The sequence below is a fragment of the Limnobacter humi genome (genome assembly GCF_024518835.1).
GTDB lineage: Bacteria > Pseudomonadota > Gammaproteobacteria > Burkholderiales > Burkholderiaceae_B > Limnobacter > Limnobacter humi.
The window spans coordinates 154,035-168,809 of record NZ_JANIGO010000003.1 but is presented as its reverse complement, the minus strand read 5'-3'; the positions used below and the strand labels follow the sequence as shown (position 1 = coordinate 168,809).

Below are 14,775 nucleotides of genomic sequence, written 5' to 3'. Positions count from 1 at the left end.
ATGAACACACCAATGAAGCACCCTGTCCATGAAAATACTGCTGATTGAAGATGAGAAGAAATTGGCTGCATACCTTCAAAAAGGTTTGAGTGCAGAGGGCTTTGTCGTGGATGTGGCGCACTCGGGTGTGGATGGTTTGCATTTGGCGACCCAAGGCCATTATGAGCTGATGATTTTGGATGGCATGTTGCCCGATCTGGACGGCTTGGGTGTGCTGGCTGCATTGCGGCAGCGCAGCCACATTCCGGTGTTGATGTTGACAGCCAGGGCCATGGTGGAAGATCGCGTGCGTGGGCTTCAAGCCGGAGCGGATGATTACCTCACCAAGCCATTTGCATTTTCCGAGCTGGTCGCCCGGGTCCATGCTTTGGCTCGCCGCGCCCATGGGGTTGCCACCCATGCTTCCGATGTCAGCCATTTGTCGCTTGCAGATCTTGACATGGATGCCGTCAAGCGGGTGGCCAAGCGTTCTGGTCATGATCTTCGCTTGACCGCCAAAGAGTTCAGTTTGTTGTGGCTACTGCTGCGCAGGCAAGGTGAAGTGTTGTCGCGAACTGAATTGGCAGAGCTGGTGTGGGACATGCACTTTGACAGCGAAACCAATGTGGTGGATGTGGCAGTTCGACGGCTGCGGAGCAAGCTGGATGACCCTTTTGATCAAGCCTTGTTGCACACCGTTCGTGGCATGGGTTATGTGCTGGAGGTTCGGGCTTTGGGGCAGCCATCATGAGGCGTTCAATTGCCCGGCGCTCAGCCATTCAGATGTCGATGCTCAGTATTCTGGGTGTGGTCATCATGGCAGTCATGACCTATCAAGCGATTGGCATGTGGCAGACCATGCGCCACGAAGACACCCTCAGTCGAGCCGCTTCGGGCGTCGAGCAAATTTTGCTGCGCAATCGTGAACTGCCGGTTGCTGACATGTGGGCCCGCGTGGATGAGTTGTTGCTCAGCCTGGTGAACGTGCGCGCAAAAGTCCAGGCCGTGGATGGTCAGGTGGTGTACGGTCCACAAATTTTGCTCGGCCAGGTCACACACAAGGTCACCCGGCAATACCCATTGAACGGTCTGGGGGGTAGCATGCCGATGTCCAGCCTTGAGCTGGCGATGGACGTCAGCGAAGATCGACGTTTTCTGAATTTTATGGCATGGCTTTTTAGTGGCATGGCTGGGGTCTGGGCGATTGTTGTGTTGCTGCTCAGCAGCACTTTGGCCCGCCTTGAATTAAAGCCCCTGATCCGCTTTAGTCGAGACATCGCCCAGTTTGATCCGTCAAATTTATCAGCCCGCATCCACCATGATCAGGCACCGGATGAATTGAGCCCTGTCATCGAACAATTCAATCACTTGATGGGCAAGGTTGGGCACTATCACGAGCAACTTCGTTCATTCAATTCGAACGTGGCCCATGAATTGAACACGCCCTTGTCCAGCCTCACCGTGAGTCATGAGTTGCTGCTAAGGGAACGCCATCTGGATCATGCCCAGGTTGTTGACGCGTTGCACAGTCACCTTGAAGAATTGCAACGAATGAACCGCATCATCCAAAGCATGCTGTTCTTGTCGCATGTGGGGCAGGGTCAAACACCAGAATTTGAAACGCTGTCGTTGAGTGCGTTGGTGCACACCGTGATGGATTACATGGAGCCACTTCTGGAGGAACATCAGCTCCGGTGGGTGCTGACTGGTGATGCATTGGTGCCGGTCGATGCTGAATTGATCAAGCGAGCATTGTCCAACCTGCTGTCCAATGCGGTGCGTTATGCCGATGTTGACAGCACGATTCGCATTGAAATTGATCCGAAGGCTGAGGGTCGGTGTGCCCAAGTCATGGTCTGCAACCAAGGTGTTTCCATATCGGCTGAGCACATTCCTCACCTGTTTGAACCGTTTTACCGTGTGGATCAATCGCGAACAGAAAGTCACCGAAATCATGGTTTGGGTTTGGCAATTGTCGCTGCCATTGCGCGCTTGCACGGTGGAGAGCCCATCGCGCGGTGCGACGGCTTGCAGGTCAGCGTGGGTTTTACGGTGAGTCGGCCCAGCGCTCTAGATGGCTGACAGTACCACGCTTAAATCTTGACCCATGAGGGTGGGCCGTGGGCCGATGGTTTCAAACGGCAAGCCGGCGCGGTTAATCCAGCAGGTGGAAAAGCCAAACCAGCCTGCGCCCATGACATCCCATCCATTGGATGACACGAACAGCAGATTTTCCTTGGGCAGGTTCAGTGTGCTGCAAGCCAGTGCATAGGCGGCTGGGTGTGTCTTGAATTGTCGGACACCATCGACTGAAATCAGATGGTGCATATGTGGCGACAAGCCAGCATGATCCAGTGCGGACTGCAGCATGTCGGGTGAACCATTGGACAACACCGCCATGGGCAAATCAGCCTTGCTCAGCGTGCGCAACACCGCCTGACATTCCGGGAAGGCATCCAGCCGGGCGTACTGGTTCATCAATTGCTGCACCAGCGTGTCTCGACCATCCAGCTGGAGTCGCTCAAGGCTATACCGCAGTGCTGCTTCGGTCAGTGCCCAGAAAGACGCGTAGTGGCGGCTGCCCTGTGGTTGTGGGTCGGACAGTGAAACCAACCGTGAATATTCAATTTGCTTGTCCCGCCACAGGTTACCCAAGGCTGCGCCCGAGCCAGGGTAGAGTTGTTCGGCCAGGCGCCCGATCGAATATACATCCAGCAGGGTGCCATAGGCATCAAACACGAGACCTTGAATGGTGTTCATGGGGTGGTTTTCTCGGGTGTGGTCATGGATGGATCTCCCTTCAGCAACAGACCATTGAATTTACGCATCAACTGGGTAAATACTTTACTGTCCACCGACTCTGTGCGGTGCGCCCGCAAATGCGCCACCTCTTCAAAGCTGAGGGGCTCGGCTTCAATCACACCCATGGTCCAGTTGGGGAACAAGCGTGTGCTGGTGGGGGTGATGTGAATGACCCGGCTGTCGGTGTGGCGTTTGTCATCCAGAATTTTGACGTACAGGCGAAGCACCACCGCCTCAGGGCCTTCCAATACCTGCATGAACATGCCGCCGCCGTGCACCAGCACGCCGGTGATGTCCAGGGTCGCATTGTTTTTTCGGGACGTCCGCAGGATGTCATCCAGCAGCGCGCTGTTGGCATGGGGTTTGGCTTGACTGAAGTACAAGAGGCGAATCATGTGGAGTGCTCCAACAAACGATGGTTCAGAATACACAACGAGGAATCTTCCGTAAATGAAGGATTCCCCGCAGTCCAGGTCGATGTAATGTCCGACTGTCCTAGCGCTGTTGTCCCGGCTTGTTTCCAGTGCGGAAGAAAGCCATCACCTCCAGCAATTGATTGGCCTGGCCATTCATTTCCTCTGCCGTGGCTGCCAGTTCTTCGGAGGCCGCAGCATTTTGCTGGGTTTGCTGATTCAGCGAGGTCATGGCCATGTTCACCTGGCTCACGCTGTTGGATTGCTCCGTTGATGCTGTCGTGATTTCCTGCACCAGGTTGGAAGTGCGGTTAATGGCGGGAACCATTTGTTCCAGCAGGGTGCCGGCACGCTCCGCTTTTTTGACGCTGCTGCTGGCCAAATTGCTAATTTCCTGCGCAGCCACCTGTGAGCGTTCAGCCAGTTTGCGCACCTCAACCGCCACCACTGCAAACCCTTTGCCATGTTGACCAGCCCGGGCTGCTTCAATGGCCGCGTTCAACGCCAGCAAATTGGTTTGGTAAGCGATGTCGTCGATGATGCTGATTTTGCTGGCAATCGCATTCATGGCTTCAACCGTATCCTGAACTGCTTCGCCACCCTGCGTGGCCTCCAGCGAGGCTTTGGATGCGATCTGGTCAGTTACCCGTGCGTTCTCAGTGTTTTGTCGAATGGAGTCGCTCATCTCACTGACGGAGGCAGATACCTCCTCCACGCCGGCTGCCTGCGAACTGGCCCCCTGTGAAATGGATTGCGAGGTTTTGGAAATTTCGCGAGCGGCGTTGGTGAGCGAGCTCGCATTTTGGCGAACATCGTCAATCACGTTGCGCAGTCGGTCGATGGTGGAATTGACGTTGTTTTTGACCTCGCCAAACAAGCCTGCATAGTCATTCTCAATGGTTTGGGTCATGTCACCACTGGCCAGCAGTTTGAGCACCCGGCCCACATCGCTCAAGCCCACCGATGTGGTTTGCAGCAAGGTGTTGACATTGGTGGCCAAGGCGCGCAGGAAACCCTCTTTGTCGTCCTCTCGGATGCGCCGGTCAAAGTTACCCTGGGATGCTGCATTCACGATGCTGGAAATTTCATCTTCAATCGAGACCTCTGCAGTGCGGTCGCGCCATTCCACCACCGTACCCAGTCGCTCCCCTTGATCATCGGACACTGGTGAAGCCACCAACCGGAAATGCAGATCACCCACCCGGATGGCGGTGGTGATGGGCTTGGTCAGGCTGCCCAGCAGGTTGCGTTGATGGGCGGGGTTTTTGTGGAACACATCGAAGTTGGTGCCCAGCAGGGTTTTCATGTTGAAGGCGGGCAGCACGCTGCGAATCATCGCTTCATTGCGCGACAGCATGTCGTGCAGGGCGGGGTTGAGGTAGGTGATGATGCCGTCCGCATTGGCAATCATCACGTTGGTTGTCACAGAATCCAGTGCGATGCGGATGGTCAGGTTTTCGCGTGCAATGCGCGCAGCGGCTTCGGCCTGTGCCTGTTCACGTTGCTGGGTCAGCACTTCCTGGGTGCGGTCTTTCCATTCCACCACGGTGCCCGTGCGGGCGCCTGTACCGTCCAGAACCGGCGTCACGATCAAATTGAAATACCGACCGCCAATCGTCAGTTGCGTGGTGTAGGTGCTGGTGAGTCGGTCCAGCATGCCGCGCTGGTGCGCAGGGTTCTTGTGAAAAATGTCGATGTTCACACCAACAATGTTGCGGGCATCGAACTGGGGCAAGTCTTTTTGAATGTCGCTTTGAGCCGTGATCAGCATGTCGCTCAATGCCCTGTTGACATACACGATCTTGTAGTTCGCATCGGCGATCATGACGTTGGTGGACACCGCATCCACGGCCAAGGCCTGCCGTTCGTGTTCAGCGGCTTTTTGCTGGTCGGTGGATTGGGTTTTCAGCCAAGTGTTCAGTGTCTCAGCGAGCACTTTGGCATCGCCATTCAGGCCATCGAGGGGGATTTGATGCGTTGCCGATGCTGCGCTGCCTGGTGGTAAGGATTTGATGCGGTCAATCAGGTGAATCAGTTGGTCGTTTTTGAAAAAATCAAATGCACCCATGGATGGTTTTCCTTCGGACTTTGCGAGTGAGTAGGCTCCGCAGCGATGCCGTACTGCGCAAAGAACTCGGAGTAACCACGTCAGTATGAGGGTTACTCCGTTTGGGGGAATGATGAAAAGAGCGGTAAAAAGGGTCTAATTGTTTCTTGTTTTATCCACGATTGTTTACAAATAGGTGGGTGTTGTTGTCATATTGTCAAATAAGCCCAGGCTCAAATGACGGCCCCCAAACGCACGCCCTGGTTGATCGCCCGCCGGGCATCCAGCTCAGCGGCCACATCCGCGCCGCCGATCAAGGTCACTTTCAGGCCCATCGCTTCCAGGTCACCTTGCAAGTCGCGGCGGGGCTCCTGGCCAGCGCACACCACCACATGGTCAACCTTCAGGGTTTGCGGTTCACCACCCACCTCAATGTGCAGGCCCTCGTCATCCACGCGTTTGTACTGAACACCCGGCACCATCTGGACTTTCTTTTTGACCAGGCCTTCGCGGTGTATCCAGCCCGTGGTTTTGCCCAAGCCACTGCCGACTTTGCTGGCTTTGCGTTGCAACAACACCACTTGGCGCGGCGGTTCTTCCACATGCTCAGTGGTCAAGCCACCCACGTTTTTGTAGCTGGGGTCGATGCCCCATTCCCGGTTGAATTTCTCCAAGTCCACGCTGGCTGACACGCCTTCGTGGGTCAGGTATTCAGAGGTGTCAAATCCAATGCCACCGGCACCAATCACCGCCACGGTTTTGCCCACCGGTTTGCGTTCGCGCAGCACATCCAGATAACCCAATACCTTGGGGTGGTCGGCACCGGGAATGTCCAGCTTGCGGGGCACCACACCGGTGGCCAGCACCACCTCGTCGTAGCCACCGTCTTTCAGCAGGGTTGGGGTGGCCCGGGTGTTCAGGTGTACATGCACTTTTTTCTGTTCAAGCTGGCGCTCAAAGTAGCGAATGGTTTCGTGGAACTCCTCTTTGCCGGGAATGGTTTTGGCAATGTTGAACTGGCCGCCCACCTGGCTGTGTTCATCAAACAAATGTACCTCATGGCCGCGTTCTGCGGCTGTGACGGCCAGGCTCATACCGGCTGGGCCTGCACCCACCACCGCAATGCGTTTGCGCACTGTGGTGGGTTCAATCACGATTTCCGTTTCGTGGCATGCACGCGGGTTGACCAGGCACGAGGTGATCTTCAACTGAAAGGTTTGATCCAGGCAGGCTTGGTTGCAACCAATGCAGGTGTTGATGTCGGCACTGCGGTTTTCAGCCGCTTTTTTCACAAACTCGGCATCGGCCAGAAAAGGGCGTGCCATGGAGACCATGTCGGCACAGCCATCGGCCAATACCTGTTCAGCCACCTCGGGCGTGTTGATGCGGTTGGTTGTCACCAGTGGAATATTCACCTTGCCTTTCAGGTTTTTGGTCACCCAGGCGAATGCCGCGCGGGGCACTTTGGTGGCAATGGTGGGAATGCGGGCCTCATGCCAGCCAATGCCCGTGTTGATGATGGTGGCGCCGGCCGCTTCAATGGCCTGGCCCAGTTTGACCACTTCATCCAGCGTGGAGCCACCTTCCACCAAGTCCAGCATCGACAAGCGATAAATGATGATGAAGTTGGGCCCCACCGCTTCACGAATGGCGCGAATGACTTCAATCGGCAAACGAATGCGCTTCTCGAACGAGCCACCCCAGTCGTCGGTGCGGTGGTTGGTGCGTGCGGCGATGAATTGGTTGAGCAGGTAGCCTTCCGAACCCATCACCTCCACGCCATCGTAACCCGCTTGCTGGGCCAGGCCTGCGCACCGGGCAAAGTCGCCAATGGTGCGCACAATGTCGTCGTGGCTGAGCGCTTTGGGCGTGAAGGGGTTGATGGGGGCCTTCACCGGGCTGGCCGATACCAGGTTGGGCTGGTAGCTGTAGCGCCCGGTGTGCAGAATCTGCATGGCAATGCGGCCACCCTCGGCATGCACTGCATCGGTGATGATGCGGTGTTCGGCCACTTCATGGTCATTGGTCAGTTTTGCACCACCGGCAAACACCACACCATCGTCATTGGGGGCAATGCCACCTGTCACAATCAGGCCCACGCCACCGCGTGCGCGCTCGGCATAGAAAGCGGCCATGCGCTCAAATCCGTGGGGCGCTTCTTCCAGCCCCAAGTGCATGGAACCCATGAGCACTCGGTTTTTCAGGGTGACAAAGCCCAGGTCGAGGGGGGCCAGCAGGTGGGGGAAGGGCGTGCTCATGCGGTGTGCTCCAATGAATGTATTGTTGTGCAACTGGTTGCAATTTATAGCGCAGTGGCTTGATTTATGCAACTGGTTGCATAAAGAGCGAGCCGCACTTAAGATGAAGCTTCCTTGATTGAAACGATGTTCATCCGTGTCATTGCCTCACGCCCTGTTGACTTCACTGCTGGAAAAGCCCAGCAGTGGCCTTGAATTGGCTCAACGCTTCAGCAAATCCATCGGTTATTTCTGGCAGGCTTCGCACCAGCAAATTTACCGGGAATTGGTGCGACTCGAAGAGGCTGGATGGGTGCAGTCCCATGCGGATGAAGGTGCCCGTGGCCGCAAGCGAACCTACGCAGTACTGCCCGCTGGCAAAGCAGAGCTCAAGCGGTGGATGGCGCTGCATTCCGAGCACAAAAACTTGCGGGATGAAATGATGATCCGGGTGCGCGCTGCGGCTGTGGTCGGAGCCAAGGGCCTGGCCGATGGCGTGCAGGAGCGCCTGAATAGCCACCGCGAGCAATTGGCGCTGTACAAAGCCATTCGCAAGAAAGACTTTGAGGGCAAACCCGAAACCCGTGCCATGGCGCTGCAACGGCGCATTCTGGAAGCCGGCATTGAATACGAACGCCTGTATGTGGCATTTTGTGAGGATGTGTTGAAAGAACTTGAATCGACCTGATTCAACATTGAGCACTGCCCACCACATTCGCCAGCAAATCGGCCATCAACCGCACTCGGGGTGAACGGCGTACACCCGGATGCATCACCAGCCAAACCTGACGTTTCACCGGGCAGGCTGGTGAGGTGATGTGCTCCAGGGTTTTGTCTCCCCGTACCAAAAAATAGGGCAACACAGCCAGGCCCAGGCCAGCTCGGGCTGCGTTGAGCAAGGCCAGCAGGTCATTGCTGCGGAAAATGAAGGGCCTGCCATCGGCCACCTTGTTGAGCCACTGCTGTTGCGGAACCTGGGCCAGGCTGTCGTCATACGCAAGAAATTCCCACTCGCTTTCGGGCTTTCGGCAGTAGCCGCGTTTGGCAAACAAACCGTATGAAATGTGGCCGACGGAACGGGCAACCAGGCCTGGTGCATTGGGGCGAGACATCCGGATGGCCAAGTCCGCCTCACCCCGGGCCAGGTTGGCATCCCGTGTTTCACCAATCATGTCGAGATTGATGTGTTGCCATTGTTGACGCAGGGCCGCCAAACCGGGAACCAGCCATTGTCCAACCAGGACCGGCGGGGCTGATATGCGAACCGTGCCTTTCAACGAGGCCACGCCCAGGGCTGCCCTTGAAAATGCTTGTGCTTCCTGGTCAAGCCGTTCTGCTTGGGTGGCCAGGGTTTCACCTTCCGGTGTTAAACACCAGCCTGTGCTCAGGCGGTCAAACAGGCGCACACCCAACGCCGCTTCAAGCACATCCATTCGCCGGGCGACTGTGGAATGCTCAACACCCAGCGCACGCGCTGCACCCGACAAGCTGCCGGCCTTGGCCAGTTCGTGAAAGTAGCGGATGTCATCCCATTGCGGTGATGCTGCCTTGGCGGCTTGTTGCCCTGTGTTTTTTTGCACAATGTATGCGTTTAAAAATGGAATGGTGGTTTTATTCTGCGCAGCTTAATGTGGTCTTGCAAGTGTTGATTATTCGGGTCGCTGGTTGTGCGGTCCAATTCAGGAGCAGACAAATGCGCAGTGTTGATCAAGTGGCCATGGTGACCGGCGGTGGCACCGGTATTGGACAAGCCATCAGTTTAAAGCTGGCCAACGAGGGCTACGCGGTGGCGGTTATTTATTCCCGCAGCAGCGCGCAGGCCCAACAGACGGTTGCACAGATTCAGCAGTTGGGTCAGGAAGCGATGGCCATCGCCGCTGATGTGTCGGACCGCAGCCAGGTGGTTGCTGCAGTGGCGCGGGTGATTGACCGCTGGGGAAAATTGAATGTGCTGGTCTATAACGCCGCAATCACCCGGCAGTTGCCGTTTGAGGACCTGGATTTGATCACCGACGATGTGTGGGATGTGCTGCTGTCTGTCAACCTCAAGGGTACCTTCCACTGTTGCCATGTGGCGGCGCCTTACCTGCGCCAGCAAGCCGATACAGCCATTGTGAATGTGGGCAGTATTGCGGGCGAAACCGGGTTTGGTTCGTCTTTGCCCTATGCGGTTTCAAAAGCGGCTGTGCATGGTTTAACGCGTTCATTGGCGCGGGCGCTTGCACCACACATTCGGGTCAACTGTATTGCCCCGGGCGTGGTCGACACGCGTTGGTGGAATGGCCATGAAGACAAAATGCAGAAAATTTCCGGTGAGCTGCCTTTGCAGCGAATGTCCACCCCCGATGACATTGCAGCGTCGGTGTACGGTTTGTTGGTATCCAAATCCATTACCGGGCAAGTGCTGAGGGCGGACAACGGGCAAACCTTGTAGGAGGGCTGAATTAAAGTGGCGTCATCCACACGGTTTTTGCCGGCGCGGCTGACATCAAATCCGACTGGATGAAACCTCACCGAATTGGTGCTGGAGATCAACGGCAGCAATGAAGCCACATCCTGATTATTTGAATTCAGCCAGTCGACCCACTGATCGCGGTTCAGCATGACGTGCATCCGGTTTGGAAGGACGGATTTTCATGCACCGTTTCGCCGCGCGCATTGTTTAATTTTGCACTGATGGAGTCGTCTTTGGCCCAGTGAGGTATCAGCCCCCAGTGGTGGTTGAGAATGACCCGTTCTCCTTCCCGTTGGATTCGAACCACAGGCACGGGACTGGTGGGCGCGATGTTCTACCGGTTGGTGAACAGGGACTCATCTTCTGTATACCGGGCCTCGAAATATTCCGTCAGTCTCGAAATGTGCCCTTCAATGACGCATCGTCCGCACATGAATGTACCTTTTCCTTGGTGCTTTCATATTCCCTGCCTCTTCAACACCTGTCAATTTTGTGCCGCATGACTCACATCGCGTAATTGCTGGCAAACATCATCAAAGCGGTTGTTGCAACGGTTGGTTGCATTTGATTCGATGGTCTCCAGCATTTCTGTATCCAGTGTAGAGTTGACGTGTTGCAGCACAAAAGTCAGGAAGGCCTCATCTTTCGAGGTGATAGCGATCAGCTCTGACAGATCATTCCATTGGTCTGTTAGAAGTACACCCACGGTATCTCCAATGCCCTCAGCAAGGTACCCATCATCACAACGCTTGAATTTAAAATACCAACGGTACAGGTCTTGCCACGATGTTACGTCGCTCAGTTTATGATCAGCCTCTGCGTATTGTGTGAACCTGCATCGCGTTAATTCTGTGTCTTTGGCCAGTGAAACATTGATTGAAACAATCAGCAAACCTCCGGCAATCAAAGTGAATTGTTTCAAGCCCATGCCAAGCCTTTCATTGTTGTGGTCGAAAATAATGCTGTAGCCTGGATAGACCGATAGTCCGAATTATTGTTGATCTGGATGGAGGTTAAAGGATCTTCAGCAATCAATTCTGAAATGGCGTGCATTGCTTGATCGGACGTACGGATACAGCCCATCGTGGGATGTTGAGGGCCAGGTAATCGTTTGGATGCAGATCGACCAGAGTGAACCCCAATCCCAGCGTGGTGTGGTACGTTGAATCTTAATATTCCATAGGATCCGTACGGGCCATTCGGGTCTGGCTTGTGTGGATATGGCCGTTGGGTATCTATGAAAGAATACGTGCCGTTGGGAATGAACCTCAACTTCGCACTGATGTCAACGTTGTTATAAGCAACCCAGTCGCCTACCAAATTTCCCTGTTGGTCAATCAATTGCAGCGAATGACAGGCACCATCAAATTTCAAAGAACTCATGCATATCCTCCGCAAAATAAATACTGAGGATAAATTCAAGTGACCGCGGGTGACAAATTTAAAGCCCTGATAGCAGAAGGGTGATTCTCATCAAACAAACCGTGCGAGCACCACGGCGGCCAAGGCAATGTGGGCCAAGGTGACCACCACCGACAAACCATGCAATCGCTTGAAGCGCTGTTTGTTGCCGGCATCGGTGGCGGCATTGATGGCGGGCATGAGCACTTGCCGGGTGGGCAGGGTGGTGATTGAAATGGCCGCCAGCAAATAGGCCGACAGCGGATTGCTGGCCCACAGCAAGGCAGCACCCACCGCCGATGTCACCATGACAAACAGGTAAAAGTGGGGAAATACACGGCGCAGTGTTGAACCGGCCTGCTCCGGTGGCAGCGTGGTGAACAGAGCGGCAGCAAAGCCGAAGGAATACAGCACCATGCCGCCAAACAGCAGGGCAACGGTCAGCAATGCCAAGGTGTTCATGGTGTGTTACTCCGTGTGGTGTTGGACTCCAGCCTCCGGGCCAGGGTTTGCAACCGCGGTCGAACTTTCAGGAAACCCCGGTAGGTCCATTCCAGCACCGTCAACATGCCGGGTAGGCGTGCCAATCGCGCTAGCCAGCGCCAACCAGGCAAGCGTTCCCACATGGCCACAAAGGCCGCAGCGCCGTCCAAGCGTGAGCCATCGCTGCGTTGAACATGAAAGCGGGCCAGCAATCGGGCTTGTTCGGCTGCCGATGCCGGGTCGCTGGGGGTGTGGGCACTCACATCCTGAAAACACAGACCGGTGTTGCCCTGGCCATCGGCCAATCGCTTCACGTGGGCGATTTCCCGCTGACACAGTGGGCAGGCACCGTCGTAGAGCACGGTGAGTGGGGGGTTGGGGTCTTTCATGGTGGTGTTACCTCGGTACTGCAACTACAGCACCAAGGTTACCACAGGGTATGCCCGCCGTTCGTCAGGACTTTTGCCCTTCAAAGCTTAAGCCCTCATCGGCCACCGGGCCATGCCGAAGTACTTTCTCATCAAAGAAGTAGTTCATGTTCATGACCCACGGGCGGCGTACACCTTGCTTGGGCAGGGTGGGCAAGGCGCGTTGGATGTAGCCCGCGCCAAAGTCCAGAATGGGGCGGGTTTCCATCCCGTCCTTGGGCAGGCGTGGCGTGCACACAGCCTGTCCTTGTTCGTCCATGTGGTTGAGCAATCGGCAGAAGTGCTCGCACAGCAGTCCCACTTTCAATGTCCAGGAGGAATTGGTGTAGCCAATCGCAAACACAAAGTTGGGCACCTCGTTCATCATCATGCCTTTGTAGGCCACATGGTTGCCGGGTGACAGGGCTTGACCGTCCACGCTCATCTGCACGCCACCCATCAATTGAATGTTCAAGCCGGTGGCGGTGATCACCAAATCGGCGGGCAACTTCTCGCCAGACTTGAGTTGAATGCCGTCGGTCACAAAATGATCAATGTGGTCGGTCACCACCGAGGCCTTGCCCTGCCGGATGGTGCGGAACAAATCACCATTGGGGACTGCACACAAACGCTGGTCCCAGGGGTTGTAGGGCGGGTTGAAATGTTTGTCGATGTCGAAGCCTTCGGGCAGGCGCTTGGCCACGTGCTTGCGGATGTATTTGCGGGCTGCGTTGGGAAACTTCTGGCAATACAGCCAGAACAGGCGCTGCAGGGTAATGTTTTTGCGACGCACCCAGCGGTAGGCCATTTTTTCCGGAAGCCATTTTTTGAACAGCTCGGCCAAGGGGTCTTTGGCGGGCAGGCTCATGATGTAGGTGGGCGTGCGCTGCAGCATCGTGATGTGCGCGGTTTTATCGGCCATGGCCGGTATCAAGGTGACGGCGGTGGCGCCGCTGCCAATCACCACCACTTTCTTGCCGGTGTAGTCGAGGTTTTCGGGCCAATGCTGGGGGTGCACCACCTGGCCCTTGAAGTCGGCCAGGCCTTTGAAATCGGGCGAGAAGCCTTCTTCGTACTTGTAATAGCCCGCTGCGCAAAACAACCACTTGGCGCGAATGGTTTTGGTCAAGCCATCGGCGCAGCGCACATCCACGAGCCAACGTTGCTCGGTGCTTGACCAGTTGGAGGCCAGCACTTTGTGTCCAAAGCGGATGTGCTGGTCAATGCCAAACTCGCGGGCTGTTTCGCGAATGTAGTCCAGAATGAGGTGCGCGTCGGCAATCGACTTCTCATGTGTCCAGGGCTTGAACTCATAACCAAACGTGTGAAGGTCAGAGTCAGATCGAATGCCGGGGTAGCGGAATAAATCCCACGTGCCCCCAATGCTGTCCCGGGCTTCCAGAATGGCAAAGGTTTTTTGCGGGCAATCCCGTTTGAGGTAATAACCCAGCCCAATGCCGGAAATACCCGCACCAATCACCAGTACGTCCAGGTCCACATTCGGTACCATCGTCATTTGTCCACTCCGCTGTCTTGTTGTGACGGGCTCACTGTGTGAGCCTCTGATTTTATTTCAGGTCTTTGTAAGGGGCAGGGTCCAGCGCTGGTTTCATTTGCTGCCAAAGCACATGCCGCATTTTTTTGAAAGGTAAAAAGCGCGAGCCCCACCAAATGCGGGCGGCGTTGTTGCCATACACAATGCGCGGTTCGTTTTTCAAAATGCCTTTGCGCACCTGGTCTACCATGTCTTCAGGGGGGGTGGTTAAAAACTTCTTGGCAAATTTTTCGTGTTTGGCTTCTGACGCGATGTTGGTGTTAATGCCGCCTGGGTGCACCAAGTGAACTTGAATGTCGCTGCTGCTCAACTCAACTGCCAAGGATTCGGTAAAGCCGCGCACGGCAAACTTGCTGGCGCAGTAGTCTGAATTGTTGGGGGTGCCCACCAAACCGAAGACGCTGGACACATTCACAATCGCCCCTTGCTTTTGAGACATCAACTGCGGCAGAAAAGCCCGGGTTCCATACACCACGCCCCAGAAGTTGATGCCCATCACCCGTTCATAACTGTGGTCGCTCATGGCCCACACCGGCGCGCCTTCACCACTCACACCGGCATTGTTGATGACCACGCAGGCAGGCCCCAGGGCATTTTTCACGTCATCGGCAAATGCTTCCACCGTCGACTTGTTGGACACATCCACCACGGCGCTGTGAATGCGCACCCCGGGGGTTTGTACTTTGGTGAGGCGCACGGTTTCGGCCAAGCCATCGGCTGCATAATCGCACAGGGCTAGGTGGCTGCCTTCCCGCGCAAACATCAGGGCATAGGCGCGGCCCATGCCGGATGCTGCACCCGTGATGACCACCACCTTGTCTTTGAAATTTTTCATGGTTTTCTTGTCTCCGGTTATTCACTGATTGTAATGACCGCCGCGCTGCGGGGTCTAGGCTTGTACACGTCAAGAAAGGAACAAAACACGACACAAGGGGGTTATATGCATATTGCGGAAGTGTTGTTCAGGGCTTGTCAATTCGGTGATAGGCTTGGATT

The 14,775-nt window shown here is 55.6% G+C and carries 16 protein-coding genes; 4 read left to right on the top strand and 12 right to left on the bottom strand.

Going from position 1 to position 14,775, the window contains the following annotated elements; genetic code table 11:
• Window positions 1–28: 28 nt before the first annotated feature.
• Together NQT62_RS10125 and NQT62_RS10120 are read left to right on the top strand one after the other, a co-directional pair.
• Window positions 29–730, top strand: a complete 702-nt coding sequence (locus NQT62_RS10125; RefSeq protein ID WP_256764583.1) for a heavy metal response regulator transcription factor — start codon at window positions 29–31, stop codon at window positions 728–730.
• The gene (locus NQT62_RS10120) at window positions 727–2,061 is read left to right on the top strand and encodes an ATP-binding protein (protein ID WP_256764582.1); all 1,335 of its coding nucleotides are present in this window, start codon (window positions 727–729) and stop codon (window positions 2,059–2,061) included. Before NQT62_RS10125 ends, NQT62_RS10120 begins: the two co-directional genes overlap by 4 nt.
• Here the strand turns inward: NQT62_RS10120 and NQT62_RS10115 are convergent.
• The 4 genes from NQT62_RS10115 to NQT62_RS10100 all read right to left on the bottom strand — a co-directional run bounded on the left by NQT62_RS10115 (window position 2,050) and on the right by NQT62_RS10100 (window position 7,499).
• Entirely contained in the window at window positions 2,050–2,739 is a 690-nt protein-coding gene (locus tag NQT62_RS10115) for a haloacid dehalogenase type II (RefSeq protein WP_256764581.1), read from the bottom strand. The two genes, NQT62_RS10120 and NQT62_RS10115, sit on opposite strands and share 12 nt — an antisense overlap.
• Window positions 2,736–3,176, bottom strand: a complete 441-nt coding sequence (locus NQT62_RS10110; protein ID WP_256764580.1) for a BLUF domain-containing protein — start codon at window positions 3,174–3,176, stop codon at window positions 2,736–2,738. Before NQT62_RS10110 ends, NQT62_RS10115 begins: the two co-directional genes overlap by 4 nt.
• 100 nt (window positions 3,177–3,276) lie before the next feature.
• Entirely contained in the window at window positions 3,277–5,262 is a 1,986-nt protein-coding gene (locus tag NQT62_RS10105) for a methyl-accepting chemotaxis protein (RefSeq protein ID WP_256764579.1), read from the bottom strand.
• A gap of 212 nt (window positions 5,263–5,474) precedes the next feature.
• Window positions 5,475–7,499, bottom strand: a complete 2,025-nt coding sequence (locus NQT62_RS10100) for an oxidoreductase (RefSeq protein ID WP_256764578.1) — start codon at window positions 7,497–7,499, stop codon at window positions 5,475–5,477.
• Between the two features lie 136 nt (window positions 7,500–7,635).
• On the opposite strand from NQT62_RS10100, the gene NQT62_RS10095 reads away from it, so the two are divergent.
• On the top strand, window positions 7,636–8,166 hold the full coding sequence (locus NQT62_RS10095) for a PadR family transcriptional regulator (RefSeq protein WP_256764577.1): 531 nt from the start codon (window positions 7,636–7,638) through the stop codon (window positions 8,164–8,166).
• A gap of 1 nt (window position 8,167) precedes the next feature.
• On the opposite strand, the gene NQT62_RS10090 is transcribed toward NQT62_RS10095, so the two are convergent.
• Window positions 8,168–9,058 (bottom strand): LysR family transcriptional regulator, encoded by an 891-nt coding sequence (locus NQT62_RS10090; RefSeq protein ID WP_256764576.1) that lies wholly within the window; start codon window positions 9,056–9,058, stop codon window positions 8,168–8,170.
• Between the two features lie 113 nt (window positions 9,059–9,171).
• Here NQT62_RS10090 and NQT62_RS10085 point away from each other — a divergent pair, with 113 nt between their 5' ends.
• Window positions 9,172–9,912 carry an SDR family NAD(P)-dependent oxidoreductase gene (locus tag NQT62_RS10085; protein WP_256764575.1) on the top strand — a complete coding sequence of 247 codons (741 nt, stop codon included), beginning with the start codon at window positions 9,172–9,174 and terminating at the stop codon, window positions 9,910–9,912.
• A 163-nt stretch (window positions 9,913–10,075) separates the two neighbouring features.
• On the opposite strand, the gene NQT62_RS10080 is transcribed toward NQT62_RS10085, so the two are convergent.
• The 7 genes from NQT62_RS10080 to NQT62_RS10050 all read right to left on the bottom strand — a co-directional run bounded on the left by NQT62_RS10080 (window position 10,076) and on the right by NQT62_RS10050 (window position 14,614).
• A complete protein-coding gene (locus tag NQT62_RS10080; protein ID WP_256764574.1) occupies window positions 10,076–10,240 on the bottom strand; it encodes an SOS response-associated peptidase family protein in 165 nt (54 codons plus the stop codon).
• Between the two features lie 177 nt (window positions 10,241–10,417).
• Window positions 10,418–10,861, bottom strand: a complete 444-nt coding sequence (locus NQT62_RS10075; protein ID WP_256764573.1) for a hypothetical protein — start codon at window positions 10,859–10,861, stop codon at window positions 10,418–10,420.
• On the bottom strand, window positions 10,852–11,316 hold the full coding sequence (locus NQT62_RS10070; RefSeq protein ID WP_256764572.1) for a L,D-transpeptidase family protein: 465 nt from the start codon (window positions 11,314–11,316) through the stop codon (window positions 10,852–10,854). The genes NQT62_RS10075 and NQT62_RS10070 overlap by 10 nt, the downstream gene beginning before the upstream one ends.
• 90 nt (window positions 11,317–11,406) lie before the next feature.
• Window positions 11,407–11,796: a DUF4149 domain-containing protein gene (locus NQT62_RS10065; RefSeq protein ID WP_256764571.1), complete on the bottom strand. Its 390-nt coding sequence runs from the start codon at window positions 11,794–11,796 to the stop codon at window positions 11,407–11,409.
• Window positions 11,793–12,206: a thiol-disulfide oxidoreductase DCC family protein gene (locus tag NQT62_RS10060; RefSeq protein WP_256764570.1), complete on the bottom strand. Its 414-nt coding sequence runs from the start codon at window positions 12,204–12,206 to the stop codon at window positions 11,793–11,795. The genes NQT62_RS10065 and NQT62_RS10060 overlap by 4 nt, the downstream gene beginning before the upstream one ends.
• 64 nt (window positions 12,207–12,270) lie before the next feature.
• The gene (locus NQT62_RS10055) at window positions 12,271–13,740 is read right to left on the bottom strand and encodes a flavin-containing monooxygenase (protein WP_306173621.1); all 1,470 of its coding nucleotides are present in this window, start codon (window positions 13,738–13,740) and stop codon (window positions 12,271–12,273) included.
• 52 nt (window positions 13,741–13,792) lie between these two features.
• Window positions 13,793–14,614: an SDR family NAD(P)-dependent oxidoreductase gene (locus NQT62_RS10050; RefSeq protein WP_256764569.1), complete on the bottom strand. Its 822-nt coding sequence runs from the start codon at window positions 14,612–14,614 to the stop codon at window positions 13,793–13,795.
• Window positions 14,615–14,775 lie beyond the last annotated feature (161 nt).

Excerpts from the sequence above, each read along its gene's own strand:
- NQT62_RS10125 (WP_256764583.1), top strand. The coding sequence starts at position 29 with ATGAAAATACTGCTGATTGAAGATGAGAAGAAATTGGCTGCATACCTT.
- NQT62_RS10120 (WP_256764582.1), top strand. The coding sequence starts at position 727 with ATGAGGCGTTCAATTGCCCGGCGCTCAGCCATTCAGATGTCGATGCTC.
- NQT62_RS10115 (WP_256764581.1), bottom strand. The coding sequence starts at position 2,739 with ATGAACACCATTCAAGGTCTCGTGTTTGATGCCTATGGCACCCTGCTG.
- NQT62_RS10110 (WP_256764580.1), bottom strand. The coding sequence starts at position 3,176 with ATGATTCGCCTCTTGTACTTCAGTCAAGCCAAACCCCATGCCAACAGC.
- NQT62_RS10105 (WP_256764579.1), bottom strand. The coding sequence starts at position 5,262 with ATGGGTGCATTTGATTTTTTCAAAAACGACCAACTGATTCACCTGATT.
- NQT62_RS10100 (WP_256764578.1), bottom strand. The coding sequence starts at position 7,499 with ATGAGCACGCCCTTCCCCCACCTGCTGGCCCCCCTCGACCTGGGCTTT.
- NQT62_RS10085 (WP_256764575.1), top strand. The coding sequence starts at position 9,172 with ATGCGCAGTGTTGATCAAGTGGCCATGGTGACCGGCGGTGGCACCGGT.
- NQT62_RS10075 (WP_256764573.1), bottom strand. The coding sequence starts at position 10,861 with ATGGGCTTGAAACAATTCACTTTGATTGCCGGAGGTTTGCTGATTGTT.
- NQT62_RS10070 (WP_256764572.1), bottom strand. The coding sequence starts at position 11,316 with ATGAGTTCTTTGAAATTTGATGGTGCCTGTCATTCGCTGCAATTGATT.
- NQT62_RS10065 (WP_256764571.1), bottom strand. The coding sequence starts at position 11,796 with ATGAACACCTTGGCATTGCTGACCGTTGCCCTGCTGTTTGGCGGCATG.
- NQT62_RS10060 (WP_256764570.1), bottom strand. The coding sequence starts at position 12,206 with ATGAAAGACCCCAACCCCCCACTCACCGTGCTCTACGACGGTGCCTGC.
- NQT62_RS10055 (WP_306173621.1), bottom strand. The coding sequence starts at position 13,740 with ATGACGATGGTACCGAATGTGGACCTGGACGTACTGGTGATTGGTGCG.
- NQT62_RS10050 (WP_256764569.1), bottom strand. The coding sequence starts at position 14,614 with ATGAAAAATTTCAAAGACAAGGTGGTGGTCATCACGGGTGCAGCATCC.